The 24,802-nt window shown below is 40.8% G+C and carries 25 protein-coding genes and 2 pseudogenes; 17 read left to right on the forward strand and 10 right to left on the reverse strand.

Annotated features, from left to right (window positions below; genetic code table 11):
• Positions 1–168 precede the first annotated feature (168 nt).
• The gene (locus tag FTT94_RS05975; RefSeq protein WP_180170416.1) at positions 169–663 is read right to left on the reverse strand and encodes an Lrp/AsnC ligand binding domain-containing protein; all 495 of its coding nucleotides are present in this window, start codon (positions 661–663) and stop codon (positions 169–171) included.
• Positions 664–796: 133 nt separating this feature from the next.
• On the opposite strand from FTT94_RS05975, the gene putA reads away from it, so the two are divergent.
• The 4 genes from putA to FTT94_RS05995 all read left to right on the forward strand — a co-directional run bounded on the left by putA (position 797) and on the right by FTT94_RS05995 (position 6,828).
• The gene (gene putA, locus FTT94_RS05980; protein ID WP_180170417.1) at positions 797–4,528 is read left to right on the forward strand and encodes a trifunctional transcriptional regulator/proline dehydrogenase/L-glutamate gamma-semialdehyde dehydrogenase; all 3,732 of its coding nucleotides are present in this window, start codon (positions 797–799) and stop codon (positions 4,526–4,528) included.
• A gap of 229 nt (positions 4,529–4,757) precedes the next feature.
• The gene (gene trmA, locus FTT94_RS05985; RefSeq protein WP_180170418.1) at positions 4,758–5,840 is read left to right on the forward strand and encodes a tRNA (uridine(54)-C5)-methyltransferase TrmA; all 1,083 of its coding nucleotides are present in this window, start codon (positions 4,758–4,760) and stop codon (positions 5,838–5,840) included.
• 252 nt (positions 5,841–6,092) lie between these two features.
• Complete coding sequence (locus FTT94_RS05990) at positions 6,093–6,317, forward strand: hypothetical protein (RefSeq protein ID WP_168378613.1); 225 nt, start codon at positions 6,093–6,095, stop codon at positions 6,315–6,317.
• Positions 6,318–6,579: 262 nt separating this feature from the next.
• Positions 6,580–6,828 (forward strand): hypothetical protein, encoded by a 249-nt coding sequence (locus FTT94_RS05995; RefSeq protein WP_078188680.1) that lies wholly within the window; start codon positions 6,580–6,582, stop codon positions 6,826–6,828.
• A gap of 56 nt (positions 6,829–6,884) precedes the next feature.
• Here the strand turns inward: FTT94_RS05995 and FTT94_RS06000 are convergent, their stop codons facing one another.
• Positions 6,885–7,661: a phosphodiester glycosidase family protein gene (locus tag FTT94_RS06000; RefSeq protein ID WP_257222540.1), complete on the reverse strand. Its 777-nt coding sequence runs from the start codon at positions 7,659–7,661 to the stop codon at positions 6,885–6,887.
• A 135-nt stretch (positions 7,662–7,796) separates the two neighbouring features.
• Between FTT94_RS06000 and FTT94_RS06005 the strand changes: the two genes are divergently transcribed.
• Positions 7,797–8,333, forward strand: a complete 537-nt coding sequence (locus FTT94_RS06005; RefSeq protein WP_111883727.1) for a lecithin retinol acyltransferase family protein — start codon at positions 7,797–7,799, stop codon at positions 8,331–8,333.
• Positions 8,334–8,472: 139 nt separating this feature from the next.
• Here FTT94_RS06005 and FTT94_RS06010 read toward each other — a convergent pair whose 3' ends face one another.
• Positions 8,473–8,931: an SRPBCC domain-containing protein gene (locus FTT94_RS06010; RefSeq protein ID WP_180026256.1), complete on the reverse strand. Its 459-nt coding sequence runs from the start codon at positions 8,929–8,931 to the stop codon at positions 8,473–8,475.
• Between the two features lie 79 nt (positions 8,932–9,010).
• A pseudogene (locus FTT94_RS06015) lies at positions 9,011–10,077 on the reverse strand (aldo/keto reductase).
• A gap of 96 nt (positions 10,078–10,173) precedes the next feature.
• On the opposite strand from FTT94_RS06015, the gene FTT94_RS06020 reads away from it, so the two are divergent.
• On the forward strand, positions 10,174–11,097 hold the full coding sequence (locus tag FTT94_RS06020) for a LysR family transcriptional regulator (protein ID WP_180170444.1): 924 nt from the start codon (positions 10,174–10,176) through the stop codon (positions 11,095–11,097).
• A 9-nt stretch (positions 11,098–11,106) separates the two neighbouring features.
• Here FTT94_RS06020 and FTT94_RS06025 read toward each other — a convergent pair whose 3' ends face one another.
• Both FTT94_RS06025 and FTT94_RS06030 read right to left on the reverse strand, forming a co-directional pair.
• A complete protein-coding gene (locus tag FTT94_RS06025) occupies positions 11,107–12,018 on the reverse strand; it encodes a bestrophin family protein (protein ID WP_180170419.1) in 912 nt (303 codons plus the stop codon).
• Positions 12,019–12,153: 135 nt separating this feature from the next.
• Complete coding sequence (locus tag FTT94_RS06030; RefSeq protein ID WP_180170420.1) at positions 12,154–13,881, reverse strand: glutamine--tRNA ligase/YqeY domain fusion protein; 1,728 nt, start codon at positions 13,879–13,881, stop codon at positions 12,154–12,156.
• A gap of 168 nt (positions 13,882–14,049) precedes the next feature.
• Here FTT94_RS06030 and FTT94_RS06035 point away from each other — a divergent pair, with 168 nt between their 5' ends.
• Positions 14,050–14,559 (forward strand): peptidylprolyl isomerase, encoded by a 510-nt coding sequence (locus FTT94_RS06035; RefSeq protein WP_078193500.1) that lies wholly within the window; start codon positions 14,050–14,052, stop codon positions 14,557–14,559.
• A 138-nt stretch (positions 14,560–14,697) separates the two neighbouring features.
• Entirely contained in the window at positions 14,698–15,417 is a 720-nt protein-coding gene (locus FTT94_RS06040) for a UDP-2,3-diacylglucosamine diphosphatase (RefSeq protein WP_168378618.1), read from the forward strand.
• 134 nt (positions 15,418–15,551) lie between these two features.
• On the opposite strand, the gene FTT94_RS06045 is transcribed toward FTT94_RS06040, so the two are convergent.
• The gene (locus tag FTT94_RS06045; protein WP_180160231.1) at positions 15,552–15,770 is read right to left on the reverse strand and encodes a transposase; all 219 of its coding nucleotides are present in this window, start codon (positions 15,768–15,770) and stop codon (positions 15,552–15,554) included.
• 308 nt (positions 15,771–16,078) lie between these two features.
• On the opposite strand from FTT94_RS06045, the gene FTT94_RS06050 reads away from it, so the two are divergent.
• From FTT94_RS06050 to FTT94_RS06090, 9 genes and pseudogenes are all read left to right on the forward strand, one after another.
• Positions 16,079–16,228, forward strand: coding sequence for a hypothetical protein (locus FTT94_RS06050; RefSeq protein WP_168378620.1), 150 nt, complete (start codon positions 16,079–16,081; stop codon positions 16,226–16,228).
• Positions 16,229–16,287: 59 nt separating this feature from the next.
• Positions 16,288–16,515 (forward strand): annotated as a pseudogene (locus tag FTT94_RS16910) (transposase).
• A 761-nt stretch (positions 16,516–17,276) separates the two neighbouring features.
• A complete protein-coding gene (cydP, locus tag FTT94_RS06060; RefSeq protein ID WP_078188513.1) occupies positions 17,277–17,468 on the forward strand; it encodes a cytochrome oxidase putative small subunit CydP in 192 nt (63 codons plus the stop codon).
• The gene (locus FTT94_RS06065; protein WP_180022131.1) at positions 17,468–19,054 is read left to right on the forward strand and encodes a cytochrome ubiquinol oxidase subunit I; all 1,587 of its coding nucleotides are present in this window, start codon (positions 17,468–17,470) and stop codon (positions 19,052–19,054) included. Before cydP ends, FTT94_RS06065 begins: the two co-directional genes overlap by 1 nt.
• The gene (gene cydB / locus FTT94_RS06070) at positions 19,051–20,196 is read left to right on the forward strand and encodes a cytochrome d ubiquinol oxidase subunit II (RefSeq protein WP_168378622.1); all 1,146 of its coding nucleotides are present in this window, start codon (positions 19,051–19,053) and stop codon (positions 20,194–20,196) included. Before FTT94_RS06065 ends, cydB begins: the two co-directional genes overlap by 4 nt.
• A gap of 24 nt (positions 20,197–20,220) precedes the next feature.
• Positions 20,221–20,322: a cytochrome bd-I oxidase subunit CydX gene (gene cydX, locus FTT94_RS06075; RefSeq protein WP_002120988.1), complete on the forward strand. Its 102-nt coding sequence runs from the start codon at positions 20,221–20,223 to the stop codon at positions 20,320–20,322.
• 3 nt (positions 20,323–20,325) lie between these two features.
• Positions 20,326–20,628, forward strand: a complete 303-nt coding sequence (locus FTT94_RS06080) for a cyd operon YbgE family protein (protein WP_078188516.1) — start codon at positions 20,326–20,328, stop codon at positions 20,626–20,628.
• 212 nt (positions 20,629–20,840) lie between these two features.
• Positions 20,841–21,329 (forward strand): hypothetical protein, encoded by a 489-nt coding sequence (locus FTT94_RS06085; protein ID WP_180022130.1) that lies wholly within the window; start codon positions 20,841–20,843, stop codon positions 21,327–21,329.
• A gap of 26 nt (positions 21,330–21,355) precedes the next feature.
• Positions 21,356–22,207, forward strand: coding sequence for a hypothetical protein (locus FTT94_RS06090; RefSeq protein ID WP_180022129.1), 852 nt, complete (start codon positions 21,356–21,358; stop codon positions 22,205–22,207).
• A 284-nt stretch (positions 22,208–22,491) separates the two neighbouring features.
• Here FTT94_RS06090 and rodA read toward each other — a convergent pair whose 3' ends face one another.
• The 3 genes from rodA to FTT94_RS06105 all read right to left on the reverse strand — a co-directional run bounded on the left by rodA (position 22,492) and on the right by FTT94_RS06105 (position 24,794).
• Positions 22,492–23,628, reverse strand: a complete 1,137-nt coding sequence (gene rodA / locus FTT94_RS06095) for a rod shape-determining protein RodA (protein WP_180170421.1) — start codon at positions 23,626–23,628, stop codon at positions 22,492–22,494.
• 85 nt (positions 23,629–23,713) lie between these two features.
• Entirely contained in the window at positions 23,714–24,439 is a 726-nt protein-coding gene (gene ispD / locus FTT94_RS06100; RefSeq protein WP_180170422.1) for a 2-C-methyl-D-erythritol 4-phosphate cytidylyltransferase, read from the reverse strand.
• Entirely contained in the window at positions 24,402–24,794 is a 393-nt protein-coding gene (locus FTT94_RS06105) for a septum formation initiator family protein (RefSeq protein ID WP_078188520.1), read from the reverse strand. Before FTT94_RS06105 ends, ispD begins: the two co-directional genes overlap by 38 nt.
• Positions 24,795–24,802 lie beyond the last annotated feature (8 nt).

The following is a 24,802-nucleotide window of genomic DNA, read 5'->3' on the forward strand; positions in this document are numbered from 1 at the left end:
CTCATGAAATACGGTATTCTGATGTGACAAAACCTGAATCCTGGTCGTTAAAGTGTTTGTTTGCACTCATATTTTAACTGTTAGGACTCAGGTTTTTTTATTTAAAGCAAACTATGGGACAGCAGTGGGCTAAATGCCCCTTTTTTATACTCGATTATTGATGATTAGCTACTTCGACCGAGCCGCAGGTTTCAGCTTAATTTGCATACTTTCTTTGATCACTTCCATCACAGGATAACTACGCGTTTCCTTGATACCAGGTAGCTGCCAAAGCACCTGCCCTGAAATTTTTCTAAATTCTTCCATATTTGCACAGCGTATTTTCACTACAAAATCAAAACCACCGCTGATCATATGACATTCTACGATTTCTGGAATTTGACGCACTGCATCCGAAAAATCTTCCAATACATTGGGCGTGGTTTTATCTAGTAAAATCTCTACAAAAACCACAAATCCATTGTTGAGTAAGACCGGATTTAAACGTGCTTCATAGCCTAAAATAAAGCCTTCTTTCGATAATTTTTGCACACGTGCCAACGCCGCAGTGGGTGATAAATTTACCATTTCTGCAAGCTTAATATTGGACAATTTTCCGTCGTCTTGCAGCAGCTCTAAAATTTGAATATCTATACGGTCTAAGCTCAAATATGGGCTAGTCATCTGAATTTTTCTCTAAATATTATTAAAACTATAGTGAGTTATTCGCTAAATATTCTGTGATGATAAATTAAATAAAGGATCAAGCTCAAGATTTATTTGCTCGTCATAGAACTTTGACACGGAAAATTGAAACATGAATGGAAAAGTATTTGAAGTCACGGGAAGCGATGACTACATCACTGAATTTAAAGACAAGAATAGCTTTGAACAATCGATTAATACAGCATGGCGTCGTGCTGAAACTGAGTGCATTGAAAACTTATTAGCACACAGTGAAATCCCTTCCCCGATCAGCGATCAAATTCAACAATTGGCTTTTGACTTAGCCCATTCATTACGTGAACGTAAAAGCGGTACAGGTAAAGCAGGCATTGTACAAGGCTTGCTACAAGAGTTTTCATTGTCTTCACAGGAAGGCATCGCGCTCATGTGTTTAGCTGAAGCGCTACTCCGTATTCCAGACAAAGCAACACGTGATTTACTAATCAAAGATAAAATCAACCAAGGTAACTGGAAAGATCATGTTGGCCAAAGTAGCCTCATGTTCGTAAATGCTGCTGCTTGGGGCTTAATGCTGACGGGTAAATTAATGGAAACCCCTCAACAAAAAAGTCTTTCTAGTCTATTGACGGGTATTTTAGCACGCAGTGGTCGTGGCATTATCCGTAAAGCTGTAGACGTGGCTATGCGTATGATGGGTGAACAGTTTGTTACAGGTGAAACCATCAATGAAGCGCTTAAACATGCAGAAGTTTTAGAAGACAAAGGCTTCCGCTATTCATATGACATGTTAGGTGAAGCAGCATTAACTGAACCTGATGCAGAACGTTATTATCAAGACTATACCGATGCGATCCACGCGATTGGTCAAGCTTCTGAAGGTAAGGATGTTTATAACGGAGCAGGCATTTCGATCAAATTATCTGCCCTACACCCACGCTACCAACGCTCGCAGATCGATCGTGTACATAACGAGCTTTATGGAAAAGTGCTTGAACTTGCAGTATTAGCCAAGCATTACAATATTGGTCTAAACATTGATGCTGAAGAAACTGACCGTTTAGAAATTTCTTTGGAACTACTTGAACGCCTGTGTTTTGAGCCTAAATTAGCGGACTGGAAAGGTATTGGATTTGTGATTCAAGCCTACCAAAAGCGCTGTTTCTATGTGGTCGACCATATTATTGACCTCGCTAAGCGTAGCCAAAAACGTTTAATGATCCGCTTAGTGAAAGGTGCATACTGGGACAGCGAAATTAAGAAAGCGCAAATTGAAGGTATGAGTGACTATCCTGTATTTACGCGCAAAGTTCATACCGACCTATCTTATATTGCATGTGCTAAAAAACTCTTGGCTGCACCTGAGCAAATTTATCCTCAGTTTGCAACACACAATGCGCAAACCGTTGCTACGATCTACCAATTAGCACAGCCAGAGCTTTACTATCCAGGCCAGTATGAATTTCAGTGCCTTCACGGCATGGGTGAACCCCTCTATGAACAAGTGGTGGGTTCGAAGTCTGATAACAAACTGGGTGTGCCTTGTCGTATTTATGCACCAGTGGGTAACCATGAAACCTTATTGGCCTATTTGGTACGACGTTTACTGGAAAATGGTGCGAATACCTCTTTCGTCAACCGTATTGCAGATAAAAATTTAAAAATTGAAGATTTAATTGAAAATCCAAGACAGACGATATTAGCGACGGCTGAAAAAGAAGGTATTACTGGAGCTAAGCATCCTTCTATCCCATTTCCGCAAGATTTGTATGGCACAGAACGTCGCAACTCAAAAGGACTCGATTTAGCCAATGATCGCGACTTATCTCAGCTCAATACCACGGCCGTACAACATGCACATACCCAGTGGCATGCTAGTGCAATGGGCGCTAATTTAGAAGAAATTAATACTGCAAGTATCAACATTACAAACCCTGCAAACCGTAGTGATGTGGTCGGCAGTGTCAGCGAAGCCAGTTTAGAACAAGCGGAAATCGCTCTCAATAATGCGGTAAATGCCCAAGCTTCATGGAAAACTTTAGCCAAAGACCAGCGTGCAGCATGCTTAAACCGTGCAGCGGATTTGATGGAAGCACAATTGCAATCTCTCATGGTGTTGTTGTCACGTGAAAGTGGTAAAACTTATGCCAATGCTATTGCTGAAGTTCGAGAAGCTGTAGATTTTCTACGTTATTATGCGGCTCAAATGATTGATCTAGCAGAAAATACGCAAATTGAACCTCTTGGCACTGTGCTGTGCATTAGCCCGTGGAACTTCCCGCTTGCTATTTTCACAGGTCAAATTGCTGCAGCCTTGGTTGCAGGTAATACCGTGATTGCCAAGCCTGCTGAACAAACACCGCTAATTGCTGCTCAAGCTGTACATATTTTATGGGAAGCTGGTGTTCCCTTCGATGTATTGCAACTCCTTCCTGGCCGTGGTGAAACCATTGGTGCCAAACTCAGTGCTGACTCACGTATCCAAGGCATCATGTTTACAGGCTCAACGGAAGTCGCACGTATCTTGCAAAAAACCGTGGCACAGCGCTTAAACCAATTTGGCGAAAGTGTGGTTTTGATTGCTGAAACTGGTGGTCAAAATGCCATGATTGTTGACTCATCAGCATTGACAGAACAAGTGGTATTGGATGTCGTTAACTCTGCCTATGACAGTGCAGGTCAACGCTGTTCTGCCCTACGTATTCTCTGTGTGCAAGAAGATAATGTGGACGTTGTCCGTACCATGTTACAAGGTGCGATGAAGCAACTTCGTGTCGGAAATCCTGCACTTTTAGCAACTGACATTGGCCCTGTGATCGACCTTGAAGCACAGCAAAATATTGAAAAACATATTGAGAAGATGCGTAGCAAAGGCTATCCCGTACATCAAATCATGTTTAATGCTGATAGCAATACCTTAAGTACGGGTACTTTCGTTGCACCAACTTTGATTGAACTGCCAAATTTAAATGATTTAGAACGTGAAGTTTTTGGGCCAGTATTGCATTTAATCACCTACAAATATGGTGAGATTGAAAACCTATTAACGCAAATTAATGCCAAAGGTTATGGTTTAACCATGGGCTTGCATACACGTATTGATGACACGATTCAAAAAGTCATCGGTCATGCAGAAGTCGGCAACTTGTACATTAACCGTAATATTGTAGGTGCTGTGGTCGGTGTACAACCTTTTGGTGGCGAAGGCTTATCAGGTACAGGTCCAAAAGCTGGCGGTCCTTTATATCTTTACCGTTTAATGCATCAAGTTTCTGAGAAAAAACTGGCTACACCTTATGCAGCTCAGGCAGAAGCACAAGCTGCACACTTCCCTGCATATGACGCATTTAACACTTGGGCGAAGCAGCATTTTTCAGGCATTGCTATTCAAGCACCGCAGGCCATAGCCGCAGGACAAAGTTTTGAACTGCAAGGCCCAACCGGTGAAAACAACCAATATGCCATTTTGGCACGTAAAGGTGTGCTTTCATTGGCTAATAATGATGCAGATCAACTGAATCAAATTGCTGCGATTTTATCTGTAGGTAGTCAGCCTGTTGTACTTGCAGACAATACTTTTGTGTTGAAACACTTAAATAGCATGCCAAAAATCCTCGTAGACCAATTTAAAGTGATCACGGATATTTATCATGGCAATTTTGATGCGGTTTTACATCATGGTGAAAAAGCTGAGTTATTAAAAATTCAACAAGTCATCGCGTCTCGTGAAGGTGCAATTATTGGCATTACACATTTAGCTTCAGGCCAATATGACATCCCTGTAGAGCGTTTCGTGATTGAGCGGGCAATCAGTGTCAATACAGCGGCAGCCGGTGGTAATGCTAGCTTAATGACAATGAATTAAATGTTGGAATGAACTCCAACTAATCAGTTCCTCACTTAGCTCAATCTTTATGAATGTTCCATAAAGATTGAGCGTTTTTTTAACTTCCCCTCGATAAAAGTTCTGTTTAGCGTATTCAGATTCATCTTCTCTACAGATAAATACAGCCAAAAGTGGAATTAATTTAGTCTTATAAGGTGAATTTTGCTAACATGACTTTTTTTAATATGTTTGCGATTTTTTACTGCATATGACTTCAACTTATCAGCAACAACTTGATGCCAAAGTTGCCCGCATTACGGCTCAATTTTCAGAATACAACCCTCCCTCTTTAGAAGTTTTTCCTTCTGCTGAACAAAACTTTCGTATGCGAGCGGAATTCCGAATTTGGCATACTGAAAATGATATGTTCTATGCAATGTTTGAACGCAATTCAGACAATGAAAAACAAGTTGTAGAAATTAAAGATTTCCCGATTGTAGATAAAAGCATTAATGATTTAATGCCCGTATTATTAAATGAACTCAAGGCACAAGAGATCTTATCGAGCCGTTTATTTGAGGTTCATTTCTTAGCAACGCTGAAAGGTGAAATGTTAGTTTCATTGGTTTACCGCTGCCCGCTCAATGCTGAATGGGAGATAGCTGCCAAAGCGCTGTCTGAAAAGCTCAACATCAAGATTTATGGTCGTAGTCGTGGTCAGCGCGTGATTTTAACTGATGACTATGTGGTTGAAGAACTCCAAGTGTTTGACCGCAAATATCAGTACAAACAAATCGAAAGTAGTTTCACTCAGCCAAATGCCGGCGTATGTCAAAAAATGCTGGAATGGGCGTGTCAGGCTGCCGATCACTCAGACCAAGACTTACTTGAGCTTTACTGTGGTAATGGTAATTTCACGCTGCCTCTTTCAACACGCTTTAATCGCGTTTTGGCAACAGAATTAGCCAAGTCTTCAGTCTATGCTGCACAGTGGAATATTGAGCAAAATGGCATTGATAATATCCAAGTGGCTCGTCTATCTGCTGAAGAGTTCACGCAAGCCTACAATGCTGAACGTACATTCCGCCGCCTTGAAGAAGCTGAGATTGAAATTTCAAGCTATAACTTCGATACGGTATTTGTCGATCCACCGCGTGCAGGTATCGATGATGAAACACTAAAACTGTTGCAACGTTTTGAACGCATTATCTATATTTCATGCAACCCAGATACTTTGCATGACAATCTCAAACTACTTTCACAAACGCATAAAATCAGCAAATTTGCCTTGTTTGATCAGTTCCCTTATACACACCATGTAGAGTCTGGCGTGTTTCTTGAGAAGATTTAAACAAATTATTTCAAGTCATGTTGTTGTCATAAAAGGAGCTTTCTAAAAGCTCCTTTTTTATATACTAAAAAAGCTTTATATTCTCGCCACATGCGGTGTAATGGATACCTTTCTATATCAATTAAGCAAAGATTCTAAAAGTCCAATCGAAAAAATGATGATTCAAGTGGCTAAAATTTCACTTTAGTAGTCTTGCTTTATTTATTGAATTGGTTATATTTCGTCCTATGTTAGGTCGCAAATGAAGGCTCTATGAGTTTTTGGCATAAGTTGTTCGCTAATGAACAGCAAAACGGGCATAAGAATCAAATTGCCTGTGTTGAAAATGATTGCTCTTGTAAAACCAATGAACAGCTTATTGCTGCTCTTACAAAGGCAACGGATGAAGATGTTATCCTCGGTATTAAAAAAGTACTCGCTTCGCGCGGTTATAGCCGTAAGGAATTAAATGAAATCCAGCATCTACCTCTACAGTAGAGTCTGAACATTCAATGTTCAAACAAGGCATTCTGTTTTACAGAGTGCCTTTTTCATTTTTTAGTCTAATCAAAAGTATGCCGCTTATTTACAGATCAGGTTTTGTGGATTGGCCACATCGCTATTTACAGCTTTTATGCTATGCTCCAAGGCAAATCAACAATGTCTAATTTTTAAACACACGACAATAAAACCTAATATTACATCAATAATAGGCAGATGACCTCTAAACAGCATTGATATAAAAATTAAAGGAATGAACATGAATAAATTAACAAGTTGCCTTATTGCCTGCTGCATACTTAGTCTAAGTGCTTGTAGCCAAATCCCCAAAGAATGCGAAGAATCTTGGGACAAACTCGAAGCCTTGTCGAAACAAATGGGCTTAAACGAAGAACAAATCAAAGAACAGAAAAAACAGTTTGAAGAAAGTATTAAAAAACAATCTAAAGAACAAGCCATTCAAATGTGCCAAACCCAAAGTACCTTTTTAGGTTTAGTCGGCAAATAAACAGTTGTTTCTATCAATCTAAACACTGTACAGATGAAGCCCGATTATTCGGGCTTTTATTGTTTGCATTGAGATCCTGTTGTATACGCTACAATTGGCCCTAAAGGTTTTAAACTCGAATCATGTCTATTCAACGCTTGGATATCTGCACTAGACACAGATCCATCTAAATACAAGGCATTGTTAATCGATAATTGCTGCTTAAAATATTGTGCAAATGCATAAAACGACACGCCTTCACGACTGATCACAAAATACAACTTGCCGTTTTTGATCCCCACACCATTGCGGATTTTCAATGAATCTGACTGTGGGATAAAGTTTGGATTGATTTTTCCATCTACCACCAGCATTGGACCTGACTGCGTTGCATAACGTGCCTTAAAATCTGTGGAAGCATATTTTTGTGTGGTTGATATCACCGCTTGCTTGCCATTCCATGCTAGAACACCATTCGGCTGAATTAAAAAATTACCAAAGCCTCGTGTTGCACGATTCAAGGCTTTTTTCTGCACTCCATTTTCAACGTATAGACCAACAGGTGCTAAGTCTGCATGATACATCCCGGCATTCATTGCGAAGTTCATCGTATTACACTTACGCGCTAATACCTGCTTTAGTCGCTGTAGGTCTTGATATGGCTGCTGCTGTGTATCATATAAATAGAGCTTCAGTTGACTCAGATCGGAAATTTCAACCACATCCACGGCAATAGGCTGACTGACACGTTTCGCTTGAATATTGGCATAGGAAATACTCGGTGAGAAAATCAGACCGAGCAGCATCATAAAGCGCATTTTTTTAAACATTGAGGTTAATTGAAGACCAAGCATGACCCTATCCATAGCGCACGTTAAAAATCGAACAAATTTTAGCTAAATCATCGCTAAAATAGTCGATTAATTCACAGATTAAAAGTAGACTAATCTTTAAAAATAATTCGGATTTAAAGTAGGACTGGTAAATACATGCATGTGCAGAAAGATGGTTTTCCTCTTGGAACACATCTGATTGTTAAACACTTCGGTTATAGCCATCATGGCATATATGCCGGCCGCGGTAGAGTCATTCACTACTCAGGTTTTGCACACCTTTTCAAAAAACATCCGATTGAAATGACCTCTATCGAAAATTTCAGCCACGGCAAAAAAATCATCGTTCAGTCGTACAGCAATCCAAAGTTTAAAGGGCGTAAAGTGGTGCGTCGTATGCGCTCACGTATGCATGAAAACAACTATCATCTGATTATTAATAACTGTGAACACTTATGCACTTGGGCCATTACCGGTGTTGAAAGTAGTCCTCAGGTGTTTCGTATGATGAACCGACTCACCACGATTGGGTATGTCAGTTCTCTGATGAGTTTTATGAGTAGCATGATGCTGACCGTGACCACTACTTGCTTTGCACTGGTGTTCTATATCAAAAAGAAACTGCGCGAAAAAGCCAAAATGCAGATGCCGGTTTATACCTATTTAAAGCGTGAAGAACATAAAAATCGTTAATCCACTACAGCATCATTGAACTGTGGCTTTATCAAATTTCAGTACATCAGCACATTGCTTAGAAATCTTGTGCCAATACACAAGCTTTTTATTTTAGCGTATCAGATGTAATACTTAATCTTGGTCACTCTTCACATTGCTAAAAGTTCGCATTGCTAAAAGGTGGAAATTTGTCTTCAACCAAATTGCTTTGCAGGCCATGTTCTAAATAAATTTTGGCTGCATCCAAAACCGTTGTAAAACCACCTGTACTATCGATAATAAAATCAATCAATGCCTGACCTTGCAGAGGAATCTTTGAATTTTTGATGCGGACATAGGTTTCCATCGGGCTAATTTGCTCAAAAATAAAATCGACCTGAGTTTTTGGTTCTCCCCACTGTATTTGAATTAATTTGTTTTCCTTAATATTCAGCACGTCTACATCGGCGACTGCATTATATTTTTGCCAAGTCCATTGCACCGTTTTACCTTCTTCTAGATATCCACTCGATGCACTAAACCAAAAATGCTGTGTTATTAAAGGATCAACAAAAGCATTAAATACGATATTGATGGACTTACGAATTAACATCTGGGTTTCAATCACGACACTCATCAGCATTCCTTCATATTATAATTTTATTCAGTGATAGCACAGAGAACTGATCATTGCCTACCACTGAATTGTTATTGCCCTATTCTGCTGTATGTTCTGTAATAAATGCTGATGTCACTAGCGTGGGATTCTTCTCTGTAAATTGCCCATTCCAATAGGGATAGTATGGATAAGGTGGATACACTGCACTGACTGCGTCTAATCGGGCTAACTGCTCTACGCTTAACGACCAATCTTTCGCCGCAAGGTTATCCAACAGTTGCTGTTCATTACGTGCGCCTATCAAAATACTAGACACAGTCGGTCTGGTTTTCAGCCAATTCAATGCAATCTGTGGGATAGAGTGCCCTGTTTCCATGGCAATTTCTTGCATTACATCTAACACTGCAAATAACTTTTCGTGTTGAACTGGCGGTGCGAATTGAGCGGTCTCATGTAGTCGACTTTGCTTTGGAATCGCATGCTCACGATCAAATTTTCCAGTTAATCTCCCCCAGCCCAGCGGACTCCAAACCACTGCACCAATCTGTTGATCATGCTGTGCAGGCATCAACTCCCATTCATAGTCACGTCCAATCAAAGAATAATAGACTTGATGCACACTTAGCTTTTCATAGCCATGCTGCTGAGCAATCGACTGTGCTTTCATGAGCTGCCAGCCTGAAAAATTCGACGCACCGATATAGCGAACTTTTCCACTACCTACCAAGTCATCTAAACTGCGCATCAGCTGCTCAAGTGGCGTCGTGCTATCAAACTGATGCAGAGTTGCAGCACATCAATATAATCTGTGCCTAAACGCTTTAAACTCGCCTCCACGGCTTGAATTATATAGCTTCTAGAATATCCACCTTGATTGATTCCATCGTTCAATCGGATACCCACTTTGCTGGAAATAATCACCTCTTGGCGTTTTGATTGAAGTAATGCACCGAGCATCTGCTCTGAGGCACCATTTGAGTAAGCATCTGCGGTATCGAAATAATTCACGCCTTGATCAATACACAGATCAATCATACGTTGGGCATCATTTAAACTCGATTGCCCCCATGCAGAGAAAATAGGGCCTTGCCCGCCAAATGTACCTGCACCAAAGCCGAACTCTGAAACTTGTAAGCCAGATTGCCCTAGGTTGTGATAGTTCATGGTGATTTCCTGTGTTTAATTTATACACAGAATAAGTACAGATGTTTATCAGAAAAACCCTGAATATCGAGAAAGACTTTCTTGATTATATTGATAATACTAACTGAAGATTTCGACTTATTCACACGAATGGCGGCACTGGGTTCAATCAGTCAAGCTGCCAAAGAAGCCAATCTCTCTGTTTCTGTCGCTAGTAGCCGTCTACACAGACTTGAACAAAGTTTAGGGCTGCGCTTATTTCATCGCACTACACGGCAACTACATTTAACACAGGAGGGTGCTGTTTTATTGCAGCAAGGTTTTCCCTTACTCGAACAATTTAATTCTCTGCTAGGCCAATTTCAGCCTGAACCACAACAACTTAGTGGGGTATTAAAAATCACCTGTTCAGAAGTTTTTGGAAATCGTATCTTAGGGCCAGTATTTGCAGCCTTTGCCAAGTTGCATCCAACATTGACTTTGGATATTGAACAGACCGATCAAAATTTAGATTTGGTCTCCGCAGGTATCGACGTTGCGATACGTATTGGACAGTTAGAAGACTCATCACTGATTGCTAAACCGCTCAGCTTAAACCGTCGTATTTTGTGTGCCTCGCCTAGCTATATCGAACAATATGGCGAACCTCACTCCCTAGAAGAGCTCTCTATACACCAATGCATTTTACAGAAATACCCTAAGGGTGTTTCGCAGCTTTGGACATTCGTCCAAGATCAACACAACATAAATATACCTGTTTCAGGACAAGTTCATATCAACTCAGGTGAAGGCGTACGCCAAGCAGCACTTGCAGGTTTAGGCATCTCAAACAACTCCATCTGGCATGTGGATGAAGATTTACAATCTGGCAGACTCGTCCAAGTTCTATCAGCAATCCCTGTTCAAAGTACTGCAATCTATGTGGTAATTCCGCATCGACATTTTGTTCCGCCTAAAGTACAGGCTTTTATGCGACACTTGGACGATTATTTTCAGCATCAATATGCTTGGTACGTATCGCCGAATTTATCTGAAAATTAGGCCAAGAATTTATCTTAAATTACTGTTAAAAGTCTTAATCAACGGCGGAAGTTCAACTTCTAGGCTGCTAAACATTTCACGCTCAATATTCCGTACAATCGAATCCAGCGGTAAATCATTTTCCTGCAAGCCAAAAGGCTCTTCTAGCTCTGCACTTAACGCATCCAAACCTAAAAATAAATATGCAATCAAAGCCACAATAACAGGTGTCCATATCCCTAAACTGGCCTCTAGGCTAAACGGCAAAATCAGACAAAATGAATACACCGCGCGATGTAAAAGCACCGAATACGAAAATGGCAATGGCGTGGTCATAATACGGTCACAGCCTGCATGGATATCACCCATTGCTACAGTATGACGTGTAAGCGTGCTGTAAATAATATCTGTAATCTGACCTTGTTTATAAGTTTTGACTAAATCTTTTTGAATAATTTCAAGTAAATACTGTGGTGCATTGATATTATCTCGACATTGCTGCCATTGCTGATCCGTCAAAGCTGCACCATCTTTAAAATGTGCAATATCTTGTGATTCATGGCGTAAGCGATCACGTAACAAATTGCAAAACAGCATGATGCGGTACATCAACACGGTTCTTTGCTCATCTTCAAGTACATGACTATCCCGAATCATGTGGCGTGTATTGGCAATCAATGTGCCCCAAAGCTTGCGACCTTCCCACCAACGGTCATAACAGGCAGTATTTCGAAAGCTCAAAAAAATCGACAGAATTACCCCAAAGATAGTAAACCCGATGGCTGGAACTTCGGGCGTATTCAGGTAATGTGCAGCACTTAGATACACCAAAATCGCCGACAAACTCACGACGACAGCCAACGCAGGCATGACTTTTGGGAGTATCGTGCCATGCCATGCAAATAAAAGTTTAAAGCTATTATTTTTATTTCGAATGATCACTTATTTCCCCTCTGTACTGCCTTAATGAACCATCTCAAGCATGAAAAAAGCCCAACCGAAGTTGAGCTTAATCTTAACCTACTTGATCTTAACCTATTGGGGATTCAAAGATGAATCCCTTTAAAAACTAAGATTTTATTTACCCGGTTTAAAACTGTCTTTCAAATCTAAGATGCGGTTAAACACTGGTTTTTCAGCTGTATGATCAAACTGATCTGCAACAAAGTAACCTTCACGTTCAAATTGGAAACGATCTTCAGGTTTTGCTTCTGCCAATGCAGGCTCAATGACCGCTTGAACCACTTTAAGTGATTCTGGATTTAAGTTTGCAAGGAAGTCATCACCCACTTCAGGGTCTGATTCAGTGAATAAACGGTCGTAGATACGAACTTCCGCTGCAATACCCTTGCTTGCAGAAACCCAATGTACAACACCTTTCACTTTACGGCCTTCAGGGTTTTTACCTAAAGTTTCAGGGTCAATTGAACATTTCAATTCAACCACTTCACCGTTCTCGTCTTTAATCACTTCATCACACTTAATCACATACGCATGACGTAAACGCACTTCACCGCCCGGAATCAGACGTTTAAAGCCTTTAGGCGCAACTTCTTCAAAGTCTTTACGATCAATGTAAATGTCTTGAGTTAACGGAATGATACGGTCACCCATGTCTACGTTTGGATGACGTGCATGCACCAAATCCATCGCTTCAGGCAAGTTAGTTAAAGTCACTTTGAGTGGATTCAACACAGCCATGCCACGCGAAGCAGTATTTTCTAAAGACTGACGGATGCAGTATTCAAGCATTGCAACATCTACGATACTGCCATCAACTTTCGTTACACCTACACGTTTGCAGAAGTCACGTAGACCTTCTGGAGTAAAGCCACGACGGCGCATACCCACAACGGTCGGCATACGTGGGTCATCCCAACCATTCACAAATCCACCTTCAACCAATTTACGTAATTTACGTTTAGAGGTAATGGTGTAATCCACATTTAGACGGCTTGATTCGTACTGACGTGGTACAGATGGGGATTTAACTTTCTCTACAACCCAGTCATAGAACGGACGATGATCAACAAACTCTAGTGTACACAGTGAATGCGTAACTCCTTCAATGGCATCTGATAATGGATGCGCATAATCGTACATTGGGTACATTTTCCATTTATCACCAGTTTGGTGATGTTCAGAATGCAAAATACGATACAAAATAGGATCACGCATATGAATGTTAGGTGAAGTCATGTCAATTTTGGCACGTAGTACTGCCTGACCTTCTCCCAACTCACCATTACGCATTTGTTCAAAACGCGCTAAGTTTTCTTCTACGCTAGCATCACGTTGCGGCGAGTTTTTACCCGGCTCAACAAAATTACCGCGGTTCAGTTTGATTTCTTCAGAGCTTTGCAAATCCACATAGGCATCACCTTGTTCAATCAATTGAACTGCCCAAGCGTAAAGCTGATCAAAATAGCTCGATGCATAACGCGGCTCGCCGTTCCACTCAAAACCTAGCCATTTCACGTCATTGGCAATACCATCTACATACTCTTGTTCTTCGGCATCTGGGTTTGTATCGTCGAAACGGAGGTTACATAGACCCGCGAATTCTTGAGCAATACCAAAGTTCAGACAAATGGCTTTTACATGACCAATATGTAGGTAGCCGTTTGGCTCTGGTGGGAAACGTGTTACAACTTGTTCTGTACGACCTGCAGATAAATCATCGGTAATGACTTGACGTACAAAATCTAAGCCTGGCTGTTGTTCCTGCTGCGCAGCTTCGACAGGGGCATTGTTCTTGGTTGTCGGATTGTTAGGCAGGGATGAAACAACATCGTTTGGCTTCATGGTAATAAAATCACTTCTATAAAGATAAAATTAGGATAATTAAAACGCTTTTCTTTATTTTTAACAAAGAAAGTAACGTTTTTACTTGCCTTGTAGTTTACAGTTTGCTTATGCTTCTCACAACCAAAAAACCCATGGCTTTCATGTCCATGTACAGGAGATTACACAATGAGTTTTCCTCAAGTCGAATTAAACACCAATAAAGGTCGTATTGTTCTTGAGCTTAACACTGAAAAAGCACCTAAAACTGCTGAAAACTTCTTACAGTATGTTCGCGATGGTTTCTATGACGGCGTGATTTTCCACCGTGTTATTGATGGTTTCATGATCCAAGGCGGCGGCATGGATGAAAACTTCAAAGAAAAAACAACTCGTGATTCTATTGAAAACGAAGCTGACAACGGTTTAAGCAATGATGTTGGTACGATCGCTATGGCACGTACTCAAGCACCTCACTCTGCTTCAGCTCAATTCTTCATTAACGTGAAAAACAACTCTTTCCTTAATCACACTGGTAAAACAGCGCAAGGTTGGGGCTATGCAGTATTTGGTAAAGTAGTTGAAGGTCTTGACGTTGTTGACGCAATCAAAAGCGTTCGTACTGGTAACCGTGGCTACCACGCAGACGTTCCTCTAGAGAACGTTGTAATCGAATCAGCTAAAATCATTTCTGAATAATTTTTAAATTCTCCCTGAGTAGCATTGCTGCGCAAGTCCCTTTAATAAAGGAGGGAGTTTCAATATGAAATAAATGTCGGAACTCCTCCCTTTTCCAAAGGGAGGCTGGGAGGGATTTTTAGAATAAGGAAAAGATTCGTGACCTATCTGTTTATCGCTGATTTACATTTGTCACCTGAACACCCTCGACTCGTTCGGGGGTTTTTAGCTTTGTTAGAACAATACAAAACTCAAAATACCCAGCTGTATATTTTAGGTGATTGGTTTAATGCTTGGATTGGTGATGACTTTACTGCCCCATGGTTAGACGAAATCATTGCAGCGCTTAAAGATTTTACTGCTTTGGGAAATCAAATTTATTTCCAAGTAGGTAATCGTGACTTTGCATTGGGTCAAAAGTTTTTAGATAAATTTCACGGTCAATTATTACAAGACGTTGATTATCTCCACATTAGCAACTATAAAATTCGCCTCGAACATGGCGATTTACTTTGCACCGATGATGTGTCTTACCAAAAGTTTCGTAAAGTGATTCGTAATCCTTTGCTTTTAGGTTTCTTAAAGAGCTTACCGCTTAGCATTCGACAAAAAATCGCCAATGGCTTCCGCAAAAAAAGTACAGAAACCAAGCAAGTTAAATCTTATGAAATCATGGATGTAAATGCCGAAGCTGTAGAAAAAGCTTTAGAGCATGCCGATCTACTGATTCATGGACATACCCACCGCCCCCAAATACACGATGTGCATGGCAAACCTCGTATCGTTTTAGGGGACTGGCGTACAGAACAAGCTCAAATATTAGAGATTGGTGAAAACCCATCTGTGAGTGATTTAAAATTAAAAATTTGGTCTTACTAGTCCATAGCTTTCTAATCGTTAGCCTTTAGAAAAACTTACCATCATATTTGATTAATATACGCATCCAGACCATGCAAACGTAGACTTTAAATTAAGCAAAAAAAAAACAGCAGATCATCTGCTGTTTTTTGCTTTTAGGCTAAGCGATATAGCTGGTTTGGGCCAGTATAGAAGCTTTTGCCATCTAGATTCAGGTTAAATGTCTCGCCTGTTTCTAATTCAACCATTTGCCCAACATCAACCCAAATTAAACCAGCATTGGTATTTTGTTGACGTTTCAAAGGCACCAGTTTTACATTAATTTCGTCGCCATTTACGGCTTTGGCAGTTTGCCAAGTATTTAAAATATTCAAAAGATTTACTCAACATGTGAGCTTTTTGTGACAGAACAAAGAGATTAATCAATCGGGTTTGGAATAATAATTCTGTAGTTACAAAGATATGAATCAAGTCAGAAGCTTGAATACAGATAAATCACAATCAGCTAAATAAAAAAAGATAAGCAGGAACATTACCCACTTTGAGTTAGGCACAAGTATACAATATCGCGCTTTGATTAGCAAAAGTAGGACTTATATACGTTATAAATACCTGCTTTTTCAATAGTATTCAAAAATCTGTGTCATTTCAATAAACTGAATCAAACAAGAAATGACACATCATGGCAAGCAACTTTGATTTCAAAGCTGTTTTTAAAAACAATTACAGTCAAGCCCTCCTCACTGGTGAAAACGGTATCTTAACCCCACCCCTCAAACAACTGACAGAAGCAGCTTTAAATGCTGAAATTGAATTTAGAAGCCCCCACTAGCCAATTGTAGGAATAGCTATTCTCGTAAGACTGTAAAATCATCTTACGGTTCATTTGAACTGGAAATACCTCGGGATCGTGCTGACGATTTTGAGCCTCAACTCGTCAAGAAAAATCAAACCTAACTCCATAAATAGATCGACAACAAAGTCATTTCGCTATATGCACTCCGTACGGGCTACCGCAATATTCAGAAACAAATTACCGATATGTATGCACTGGTTCTTTCCAAGGGTGGCATTACCAATATTACAGACAAGTTAATCCCTGAATTACATGCTTGGTAACGGCGTCTTCTCGATATTGCCGTATATCCATTTGTGTGGCTCAATACCATTCATTACAAGTATTATTCACCAATTAAAATGTCGTGTTTTTAACAAAAAAGATCAAGAATGAAGGTATTTCTGTCAACAAAGCCGTTTTACCATTCTAGGATTACATGCCGAGGACCATAAAGAACGGCTAGGTCTTTACCTTTCAAAAAGTGAAGGTGCTAATGAATGTTCAGCGTATTCACAGATTTGCAGAATAGTGACAGACATTCTGATCGCCTGCATTGATGGACGTAAAAGCTTGCTGAGGCAATTGCTGCGATATGTCCGCAGACAGAAGTTTATACACTGAAGAATGCGGCCCACATCAAAACAAGCCTCAATTTATCATGATATATCTGGGCTTATTCATGATTCGGGTTATTTAATAGCGAGGTGGTGTCGCACTTCAAGACTTAACCTACTTATATTTAATTAGTAAAGATTCTCATTATTCACAATGTAACTTTTAGTAAATATAGTAAATATAGTAAATTAGTCAGAATTTAAAATATAAATATAACCGTTTTAGTCGGATTTACAATATTTAAACACAAGTGTTTTAGTCAGGTATTTAAAATAAAAAAATAGTTTATTTTTTAACTATTAAACACCATAAGTATTTGTATTTAAATTACTTAATAATATATTTTTATTTTAACTGTTCAACCTATTTGCTTTTTGTATATATTTGTTAATAATATAGTACAAGTTTAAAGAATAGGCTTATCTCCATGAGCTTAAAATTCAAAGATTTAAATCGTCGTGTGGTCAGAGAAATAACCGCAATACTAATAATTAAAGTGATTATTTTAATGATCATTAAGAACATCTGGTTCGACGCCCCTACTATCCCTAAAAACTTTGACAATCAAGTTGCCGAGCATATTGCTGGCAGTCCTTCCCAAATCAAGGAGACACGTTGATGATTTCTGAAAGCGTGGTCGATCTTTCGCGGTTCCAATTTGCAATGACCGCGATGTATCACTTTATTTTTGTTCCACTGACTTTAGGTCTGGCTTTTATTCTTGCCATCATGGAAACCACCTATGTGATTTCTGGCAAAGAAATTTATAAAGACATGACTAAATTCTGGGGAAAACTCTTCGGTATTAACTTCGCTTTAGGTGTTACTACTGGTTTGACCATGGAGTTTCAGTTCGGTACTAACTGGGCGTATTACTCACACTATGTCGGTGATATTTTCGGTGCACCATTAGCCATTGAAGGTCTGATGGCATTCTTCCTTGAATCAACATTTATTGGTTTATTCTTCTTCGGCTGGGATCGCCTATCCAAAGTTCAGCATTTGGCTGTCACTTGGTTAGTTGCTCTAGGCTCGAACATGTCTGCACTATGGATTTTAGTGGCCAATGGTTGGATGCAAAACCCTGTTGGTTCTGCTTTTAACTATGAAACCATGCGTATGGAAATGGTGGACTTCGGTGCGCTGATTTTCAACCCCGTGGCTCAGGTTAAATTCGTGCATACCGTATCTGCAGGTTATGTGACTGGTGCTATTTTCGTACTGGCAATTTCAAGTTACTACTTATTGAAAAAGCGTGACTTGCCATTTGCGCGTCGCTCATTCGCCATCGCTGCTATCTTTGGTTTAGCGTCTACACTTTCGGTGATCTTACTGGGTGATGAATCTGGTTATGAAATTGGTGACGTACAAAAAACTAAACTAGCTGCGATTGAAGCTGAATGGGACACTCACCCAGCTCCAGCGCCATTTACTTTGTTTGGTATTCCAAATAAAGAAACCATGTCTACTGACTACGCGATCAAAATTCCTTATGTCATGGGGATTATTGCAACACGTTCAACTGACAAAGAAGTGATAGGTATTAAAGACCTGATCGTACAACACGAAGCGCGTATTCGTAACGGTATGGTGGCTTACTCACAGTTAGAACAACTTCGTGCAGGCGATACGTCTCCTGAACTTAAAGCAGCATTTGCTGAGTCTCAAAAAGACTTGGGTTATGGTCTGCTTCTGAAAAAATACACAGACAAAGTGGTCGATGCTTCTGATGATCAAATCAAAGCTGCTGCAAAAGACACTATTCCACATGTTCCAAGCTTGTTCTGGGCATTCCGTGCAATGGTTGCTTCTGGTTTCTTAATGCTCCTTCTGTTCGTACTTGCTACCTTTGCTGTCGGTAAACGTAATGCAGAAAACAAACCTTGGTTATTAAAGTTTGCTTTATTTGCCCTGCCATTACCTTGGATTGCAGCACAAACAGGTTGGTATGTTGCCGAAGTTGGTCGTCAACCTTGGACTATCGGTGAAGTTCTACCTACACATCTTTCAGCTTCTAGCTTAAGTACAGGTGATGTATGGGGTTCTATCCTTGCATTGGCAGCGTTCTACACTGTACTGCTGATCATTGAAATGTACTTAATGATTAAATTCTCACGCCTTGGCCCAAGTTCTCTACATACTGGTAAATACCACTTCGAGAAACTTGAAGCTGCAAAAAAGGCAAATGAGGAGGCTCAAGCATGATCGAATATGAATTACTCAAAATCATTTGGTGGGTATTAGTCGGTGTCCTACTGATCGGCTTCGCTCTCACCGATGGCTTCGATATGGGCTCAATGGCGATCATGCCATTCGTAGGTAAAAAAGACGAAGAACGTCGTGCGGCAATCAATACGATTGCCCCACACTGGGACGGTAACCAAGTTTGGTTTATTACTGCCGGTGGTGCGCTGTTTGCAGCATGGCCAATGGTATATGCGACTGCATTCTCAGGCATGTACTGGGCACTGTTACTGGTACTCTTCGCCCTCTTCTTACGTCCAGTCGGTTTTGATTACCGTTCTAAACTTGAAAATACCAAGTGGCGTAATTCTTGGGATTGGGGTTTAGCAATTGGTGGTGCCGTTCCTGCCCTCGTATTTGGTGTTGCGTTTGGTAATATGTTCCTTGGTGTTCCATTCACTATGGACGAAACTGTTCGCTCGACTTATACAGGGAGCTTCTTTGCACTGCTTAACCCATTCGCTTTAGTTTGCGGTATCGTGAGTTTATCTATGCTTTGCGCTCACGGTGGTGCATGGCTCATGCTTCGTACAGACGGCGATCTACGCGCACGCTCTGCAAAAGCAACTCAGCTTATGGGTATCGTATTCTTAGTTTGCTTCTTACTGGCAGGCGCATGGTTATACTTCGGTAATATCCAAGGCTACACATTAGCTCAACCGTTTGACACTAATGGCGTTGCAAACCCATTAGCTAAAGAAGTGATCACCAATGCCAACCCAGGTTGGATGAACAATTACAGTACTTATCCAATTACTATGATTGCGCCAATCATGGCTATTTTAGGTGCGCTGATCATCATCCTTGCCGCAGGTAAAGGTAAAGCAGGTTTCAGCTTCCTTGGTTCAAGCTTGGCAGTCATTGGTGCAATCTTAACTGCTGGTTTTGCATTGTTCCCTTTCCTTATGCCATCGAGCATCAACCCAACTGTAAGTTTGACTATGTGGGATGCGGTATCAAGTAAAAATACCCTAACTGTGATGACAGTTGCAGCATGTATTTTTGTCCCACTTATCCTGTGCTACACAACTTGGTGTTACTACAAAATGTGGGGCGTGGTTACTAACAAACATATTGAAGAGAATTCACACAGCCTATACTAAGGCTGTGTCTAAGGAGAAAAGACGATGTGGTATTTTGCTTGGATTCTCGGTATCTTGATGGCATGTTTTGCAGGTGTACTTAGTGCGCTTTACATCGAACATCATCAAGATCTAGATGAGGAATAACAAATGACTGATGCTGCTGTAGAAAAATCACTTGTAGAAAAGAAGCCAAATAAATTTGCAATGGTCATTTCCTGCCTGTTAGCTTTTCCTTTGGCAGCCGTGTTACTTGTACATCCTGCTGCCATGCTGGATGACAATGGTGGATATAGCCATCGAGCGCTGATGTTCATCATGATAGGTATTTCAGGTGGTTTTGTGCATGGTGTGGGTTTTACACCACACCATTGGTTCTGGAAATGGCTTTTTAGCCCCTTCCTCGCTTGGCCACTAATGTTGTGGGGCTATTACACGTGGTTCCTACATTAATTAATATCTAAATAAAGCCCTCAATTGAGGGCTTTTTTTATGTTTGCCTTAAAGCGCTGATTTTTCAATGCAGATTAATAAAACAAAATATTATAAATTTTTATTAAAAATTAAACATTTTCTAACATTTGATTATACATATTAGCGCCCGCAAAGTTGCATCGCCGCTGCATGGCCTTTAGCATGCTCTGCACCTGAATTGGAGTTATATAATGAAAACTAAAACCTTTTTAGCTGCAGCATGCATTATTGCCAGTACTTACGCATCTGCAGAAGAAGCAAAAAAAGGATGGCTGTCAAAAGCTATTGATAAATGGAATACCTTGGGGCAGCTGACAGATAAGGATTTTGAACAGTATCCGACGGTGCAGGAATTTTTCCAAGCCAAGTATAAAAATCCGCGCACCATCACCATGAATAACGTATCTTACGGTGCTGGCACCATTATGTGGGAACGCGCAAACACCTATTGTGCGCGTGACGGCGGTGAATTTGTACAAATTAAAAGCCATCCATCACCGCTGATTCCTTATAAAGGCTCTGAGGTGCTGTCTACACCGAATCTGCAAAAATACTACGGCTTATTCCAGTGCAAAAATATCAAAAACAGCTGGAAAGTTTACTTTGACCATCAGAACGAGCGTATTTTCCAGCATCCGTCTCCAAACACGGCTTCTGACGTCAGCTTCAATTTCGAATAATCGTTATCTATAGAAAAAATCAAAATATGCAAAAAACATTATTGTTTCTTGCCGCAGCAGCCGGGCTATCCGGCTGCCAAGTCACAGGGGAACGCGGCAGCCTCTATCAAAATGTGCTAGGCGGCTTCGGGCCTAAAACCCAGCATATCCAGCTCAATCCAGAACTGAACAGTTTTTCCCTGACAGTACCGCTCTCGGCTTATAATGAATTGGATTTAAACAAAGGGCTGATCAGCAATGCCCCGTTCTTTAACCAGTTAAAACAAGACCGTTACTGGAGTGTGCATCATATTTATGACGCGCAATTCCGGCGCCTGGCGCAAGACCGGGTTAAAATAAAAGTCTGCAATACGGTCAGCGCTGATCACCGCCGCAGCGCCAACGACTCCAGTTCCTGCGCAGATATACAGATGCGCGTCGCATACGACAGGCTGAGTGATGGCGTACGCATGACCTTCAAGCCTATTACGGCCGATATCAGCACAGAAGACTTCGGCTTCTTTATCAAAAACGCAGCGCCGGAATTATTTAAAAATGCCGAGCAGCTGAACACTGCAACCCTGATTAAAACCTTCGGCTATGAAGATGCGCTGACAGTCAGCAGCAAACGCACGATTTCCAGCCTCAGCAATGTGCTAGTAAAAAATGGCTATACCGTTACTACTCAGGATATTGCCAATGAAAAAATTTACTTAAGCTCATTTGAGCTTAAATCGGCTGACGCGAAGGTCTTTTCCATCTTGAACTGCCGCACCGCTGCCGCCAAAAATGGTTCCAGCACCAGCTGCAAATATGCCCTGTTCAGCCCCTATGCCATCAGCGACTATCGAATTTACAACAAAGAAATAGCCAGAAAAATCAATCAGCTATTCAACTAAACCCAAAGCCGGCATGAAGCCGGCTGTTTTTATCCGCTTAGCCGGCGCCTGCCCAGATACTGACAGATTATACTTGCGGGCGCTTATGAGCGCTGGCCGGCCAGTCCGCCATAGCTTAAACAACTACAACCAAGGCATTCGACCTGCCAATCATCTGCACAGAAACATTGATTTACGTTCTGACGGACTGCTCAATACATTCTGCTACAGCATTTTCCCGTACGTCCAGCGCATAAAAAAAGCCGGACATTGGTCCGGCTTGATTATTCCGTTTACATTAATGCTTAGCGATGCGTATGAATCGACATCACAATTCCCATTCCTGCGAGCATCGCAATTACGGCTGTACCACCATAACTCATCAACGGTAGTGGATCACCTGTTACCGGTAAAATCCCACTGACCATACCCGAGTTTAAAAATACAAAAAAGAAGAAAGTTAATCCTATCGCCCCTGCATAGAGTCGTCCAAAATTATGGAAGCAATTTAGTCCAATAATCAAACAGCGAACAATAATTGCTGTAAATAAACTAAATAAAAGAAATACACCAATAAAGCCAAACTCTTCAGCATAGGTCGACATAATAAAGTCAGTATGATGCTCTGGCAGATAACCCAAATGCGACTGTGTCCCTTCGGTATACCCCTTACCCATTAAACCGCCTGAACCAATGGCAATTTTAGACTGAATAATATTCCAACCTGCACCAAGTGCGTCAGACTCAGGGTCAAATAACGTCAGTACACGTTTTTTCTGATATTCCTGAAAAAAGAACATCCAGAGTACAGGTGCTGCAATCGCAAAGGCTGTTAAAGCAGCTGCAATTAAACGCCAAGACATTCCACTTAAAAATAAAACAAAAATACCCGGAATAATCAAACCGATATTCAAGTCAGGCTGTAAAGCGACCAATGCAAATGGAATCAATAATAAAATTAATGCCCCGACAATTTGTAAAAATTTCGGTGGAAAAGGTTTTCGCGCAAAATACCACGCCATCATGAGTGGCATGGCAAATTTCATAAACTCACTCGGCTGCATACTGCCGATACCCGGTAAGCTAATCCAGCGTTTCGCCCCCATCCTTTTTTCACCAATAACCAAAACCAACAACAGTAAAAATATACCGATGGCATATAAGTACGGACTCATAGATTGGTAAACTTTGGGTGGAATTTGCGCGCAGATCAACATCACAATAAAGCCTACACCAAAACTTGTGGCTTGACGTAGTACCATTCCCGAATCTTCCGCGGTCGCACTATAGACAACCATCAGCCCCAATATTGCATTGAGTACCAAGAAGCAAAGTAACCACGGGTCTAAATGAAGTTTAGCCCATCGAGAAGAATCGTGTTTTATACTGCGGCCATCGCGTAATGACTGCCGTAAAAAACGATACTGTTGAGAAGGGATCATTGCGAAACAGATCTAAAAAGGATGCGGGAATTATAGATTAAAGCGACAGTAAAAATCACTGTCCCTTAAATATTCCTTGAAATAATCATCTATTAACTTGAGACGCTAAAATTAAACGTGCCAATTCCAAGTCATCTGGATAGGTAATTTTAATATTGTCCGAACGACCCTGCACGACATTGACATGCTCACCGACAAATTCTAAGGCACTTGCTTCATCTGTGATGGTCGCACCAGCGGCAAGCGCTTGTTCAATGGCATTTTTAAGTACACCCAATTTGGCAATTTGTGGTGTCTGCGCTTGCCATAAAGTTGAACGATCTACCGTTGTTGATATAAGTGGTGCCGTTTCAACTCGTTTTAAGGTATCGCGTACGGGAATGGCGAGAATCGCACTTTGCTCCGAATCGACTGCCGATTGAACTAAATCTTCTAGACTCAACTGTGAGACACATGGTCGTGCTGCATCATGAACGAACACCCAATCATCATCATTGGCAATCGAAGATAGATATTGCAATGCATTGAGTACAGAATGCACACGCTCTGCACCGCCTAAACAAAAATGAGCCTTCTCTTGATTAGTGAGTGCCAAGGTCTGAGCAACATTATCTTGCTCACCTATAGCCAACACATAGCCTGTCAACGGCAATTGGTTGAGACGTGCAACTGTGTGTTCAAGCACAGTTAGACCCGCAATGTTTTGATATTGTTTTAGTTCAGTTTTAGAAAATCGACTTCCTGAACCAGCAGCAGGAATAATGGCCCACAATTTAAGGTTCTGGTGGAAGTTCGGCTGGTTCTGACTCATTGGTACGTAGGTCTACTTTTGCGTTTGGATCAATATAAATTGGTTTGTACTGAGTACTGATCGTACTCATCTGTACGAAAGTCTCATGCGGTTTAATTAAACCTAAATCTAGACGAGCATGCTCTTCAATAGCTTCAACGCCATTTTTTAAATCGTATACTTCAGCGGCAAGTACGCGATTTCGTTCTTTTAATTCGTCATTGAGTTCGACTTGTTGTTGTATTTTCTGACTCAGTTGTTGATGTTGATGATAACCACCTTCACCGAACCAGTATAAATATTGAAACCCTGCGATCAAAAAGATCGCAAGGCCCAACAATGCTTTACTCGCTTTGGAGTCAAATACATTTAACATAGATAGCA

Origin of the sequence: Acinetobacter sp. YH12027 (genome assembly GCF_013420085.1) — a bacterium.
Lineage (GTDB): Bacteria > Pseudomonadota > Gammaproteobacteria > Pseudomonadales > Moraxellaceae > Acinetobacter > Acinetobacter amyesii.

Coding starts and splice junctions, on each gene's coding strand:
- FTT94_RS05975 (WP_180170416.1), bottom strand. CDS start 663: ATGACTAGCCCATATTTGAGCTTAGACCGTATAGATATTCAAATTTTA.
- putA (WP_180170417.1), top strand. CDS start 797: ATGAATGGAAAAGTATTTGAAGTCACGGGAAGCGATGACTACATCACT.
- trmA (WP_180170418.1), top strand. CDS start 4,758: ATGACTTCAACTTATCAGCAACAACTTGATGCCAAAGTTGCCCGCATT.
- FTT94_RS05990 (WP_168378613.1), top strand. CDS start 6,093: ATGAGTTTTTGGCATAAGTTGTTCGCTAATGAACAGCAAAACGGGCAT.
- FTT94_RS05995 (WP_078188680.1), top strand. CDS start 6,580: ATGAATAAATTAACAAGTTGCCTTATTGCCTGCTGCATACTTAGTCTA.
- FTT94_RS06000 (WP_257222540.1), bottom strand. CDS start 7,661: ATGCTTGGTCTTCAATTAACCTCAATGTTTAAAAAAATGCGCTTTATG.
- FTT94_RS06005 (WP_111883727.1), top strand. CDS start 7,797: ATGCATGTGCAGAAAGATGGTTTTCCTCTTGGAACACATCTGATTGTT.
- FTT94_RS06010 (WP_180026256.1), bottom strand. CDS start 8,931: ATGAGTGTCGTGATTGAAACCCAGATGTTAATTCGTAAGTCCATCAAT.
- FTT94_RS06030 (WP_180170420.1), bottom strand. CDS start 13,881: ATGAAGCCAAACGATGTTGTTTCATCCCTGCCTAACAATCCGACAACC.
- FTT94_RS06035 (WP_078193500.1), top strand. CDS start 14,050: ATGAGTTTTCCTCAAGTCGAATTAAACACCAATAAAGGTCGTATTGTT.
- FTT94_RS06050 (WP_168378620.1), top strand. CDS start 16,079: ATGGCAAGCAACTTTGATTTCAAAGCTGTTTTTAAAAACAATTACAGT.
- cydP (WP_078188513.1), top strand. CDS start 17,277: ATGAGCTTAAAATTCAAAGATTTAAATCGTCGTGTGGTCAGAGAAATA.
- FTT94_RS06065 (WP_180022131.1), top strand. CDS start 17,468: ATGATTTCTGAAAGCGTGGTCGATCTTTCGCGGTTCCAATTTGCAATG.
- cydB (WP_168378622.1), top strand. CDS start 19,051: ATGATCGAATATGAATTACTCAAAATCATTTGGTGGGTATTAGTCGGT.
- cydX (WP_002120988.1), top strand. CDS start 20,221: ATGTGGTATTTTGCTTGGATTCTCGGTATCTTGATGGCATGTTTTGCA.
- FTT94_RS06080 (WP_078188516.1), top strand. CDS start 20,326: ATGACTGATGCTGCTGTAGAAAAATCACTTGTAGAAAAGAAGCCAAAT.
- FTT94_RS06085 (WP_180022130.1), top strand. CDS start 20,841: ATGAAAACTAAAACCTTTTTAGCTGCAGCATGCATTATTGCCAGTACT.
- FTT94_RS06090 (WP_180022129.1), top strand. CDS start 21,356: ATGCAAAAAACATTATTGTTTCTTGCCGCAGCAGCCGGGCTATCCGGC.
- rodA (WP_180170421.1), bottom strand. CDS start 23,628: ATGATCCCTTCTCAACAGTATCGTTTTTTACGGCAGTCATTACGCGAT.
- ispD (WP_180170422.1), bottom strand. CDS start 24,439: ATGAGTCAGAACCAGCCGAACTTCCACCAGAACCTTAAATTGTGGGCC.
- FTT94_RS06105 (WP_078188520.1), bottom strand. CDS start 24,794: ATGTTAAATGTATTTGACTCCAAAGCGAGTAAAGCATTGTTGGGCCTT.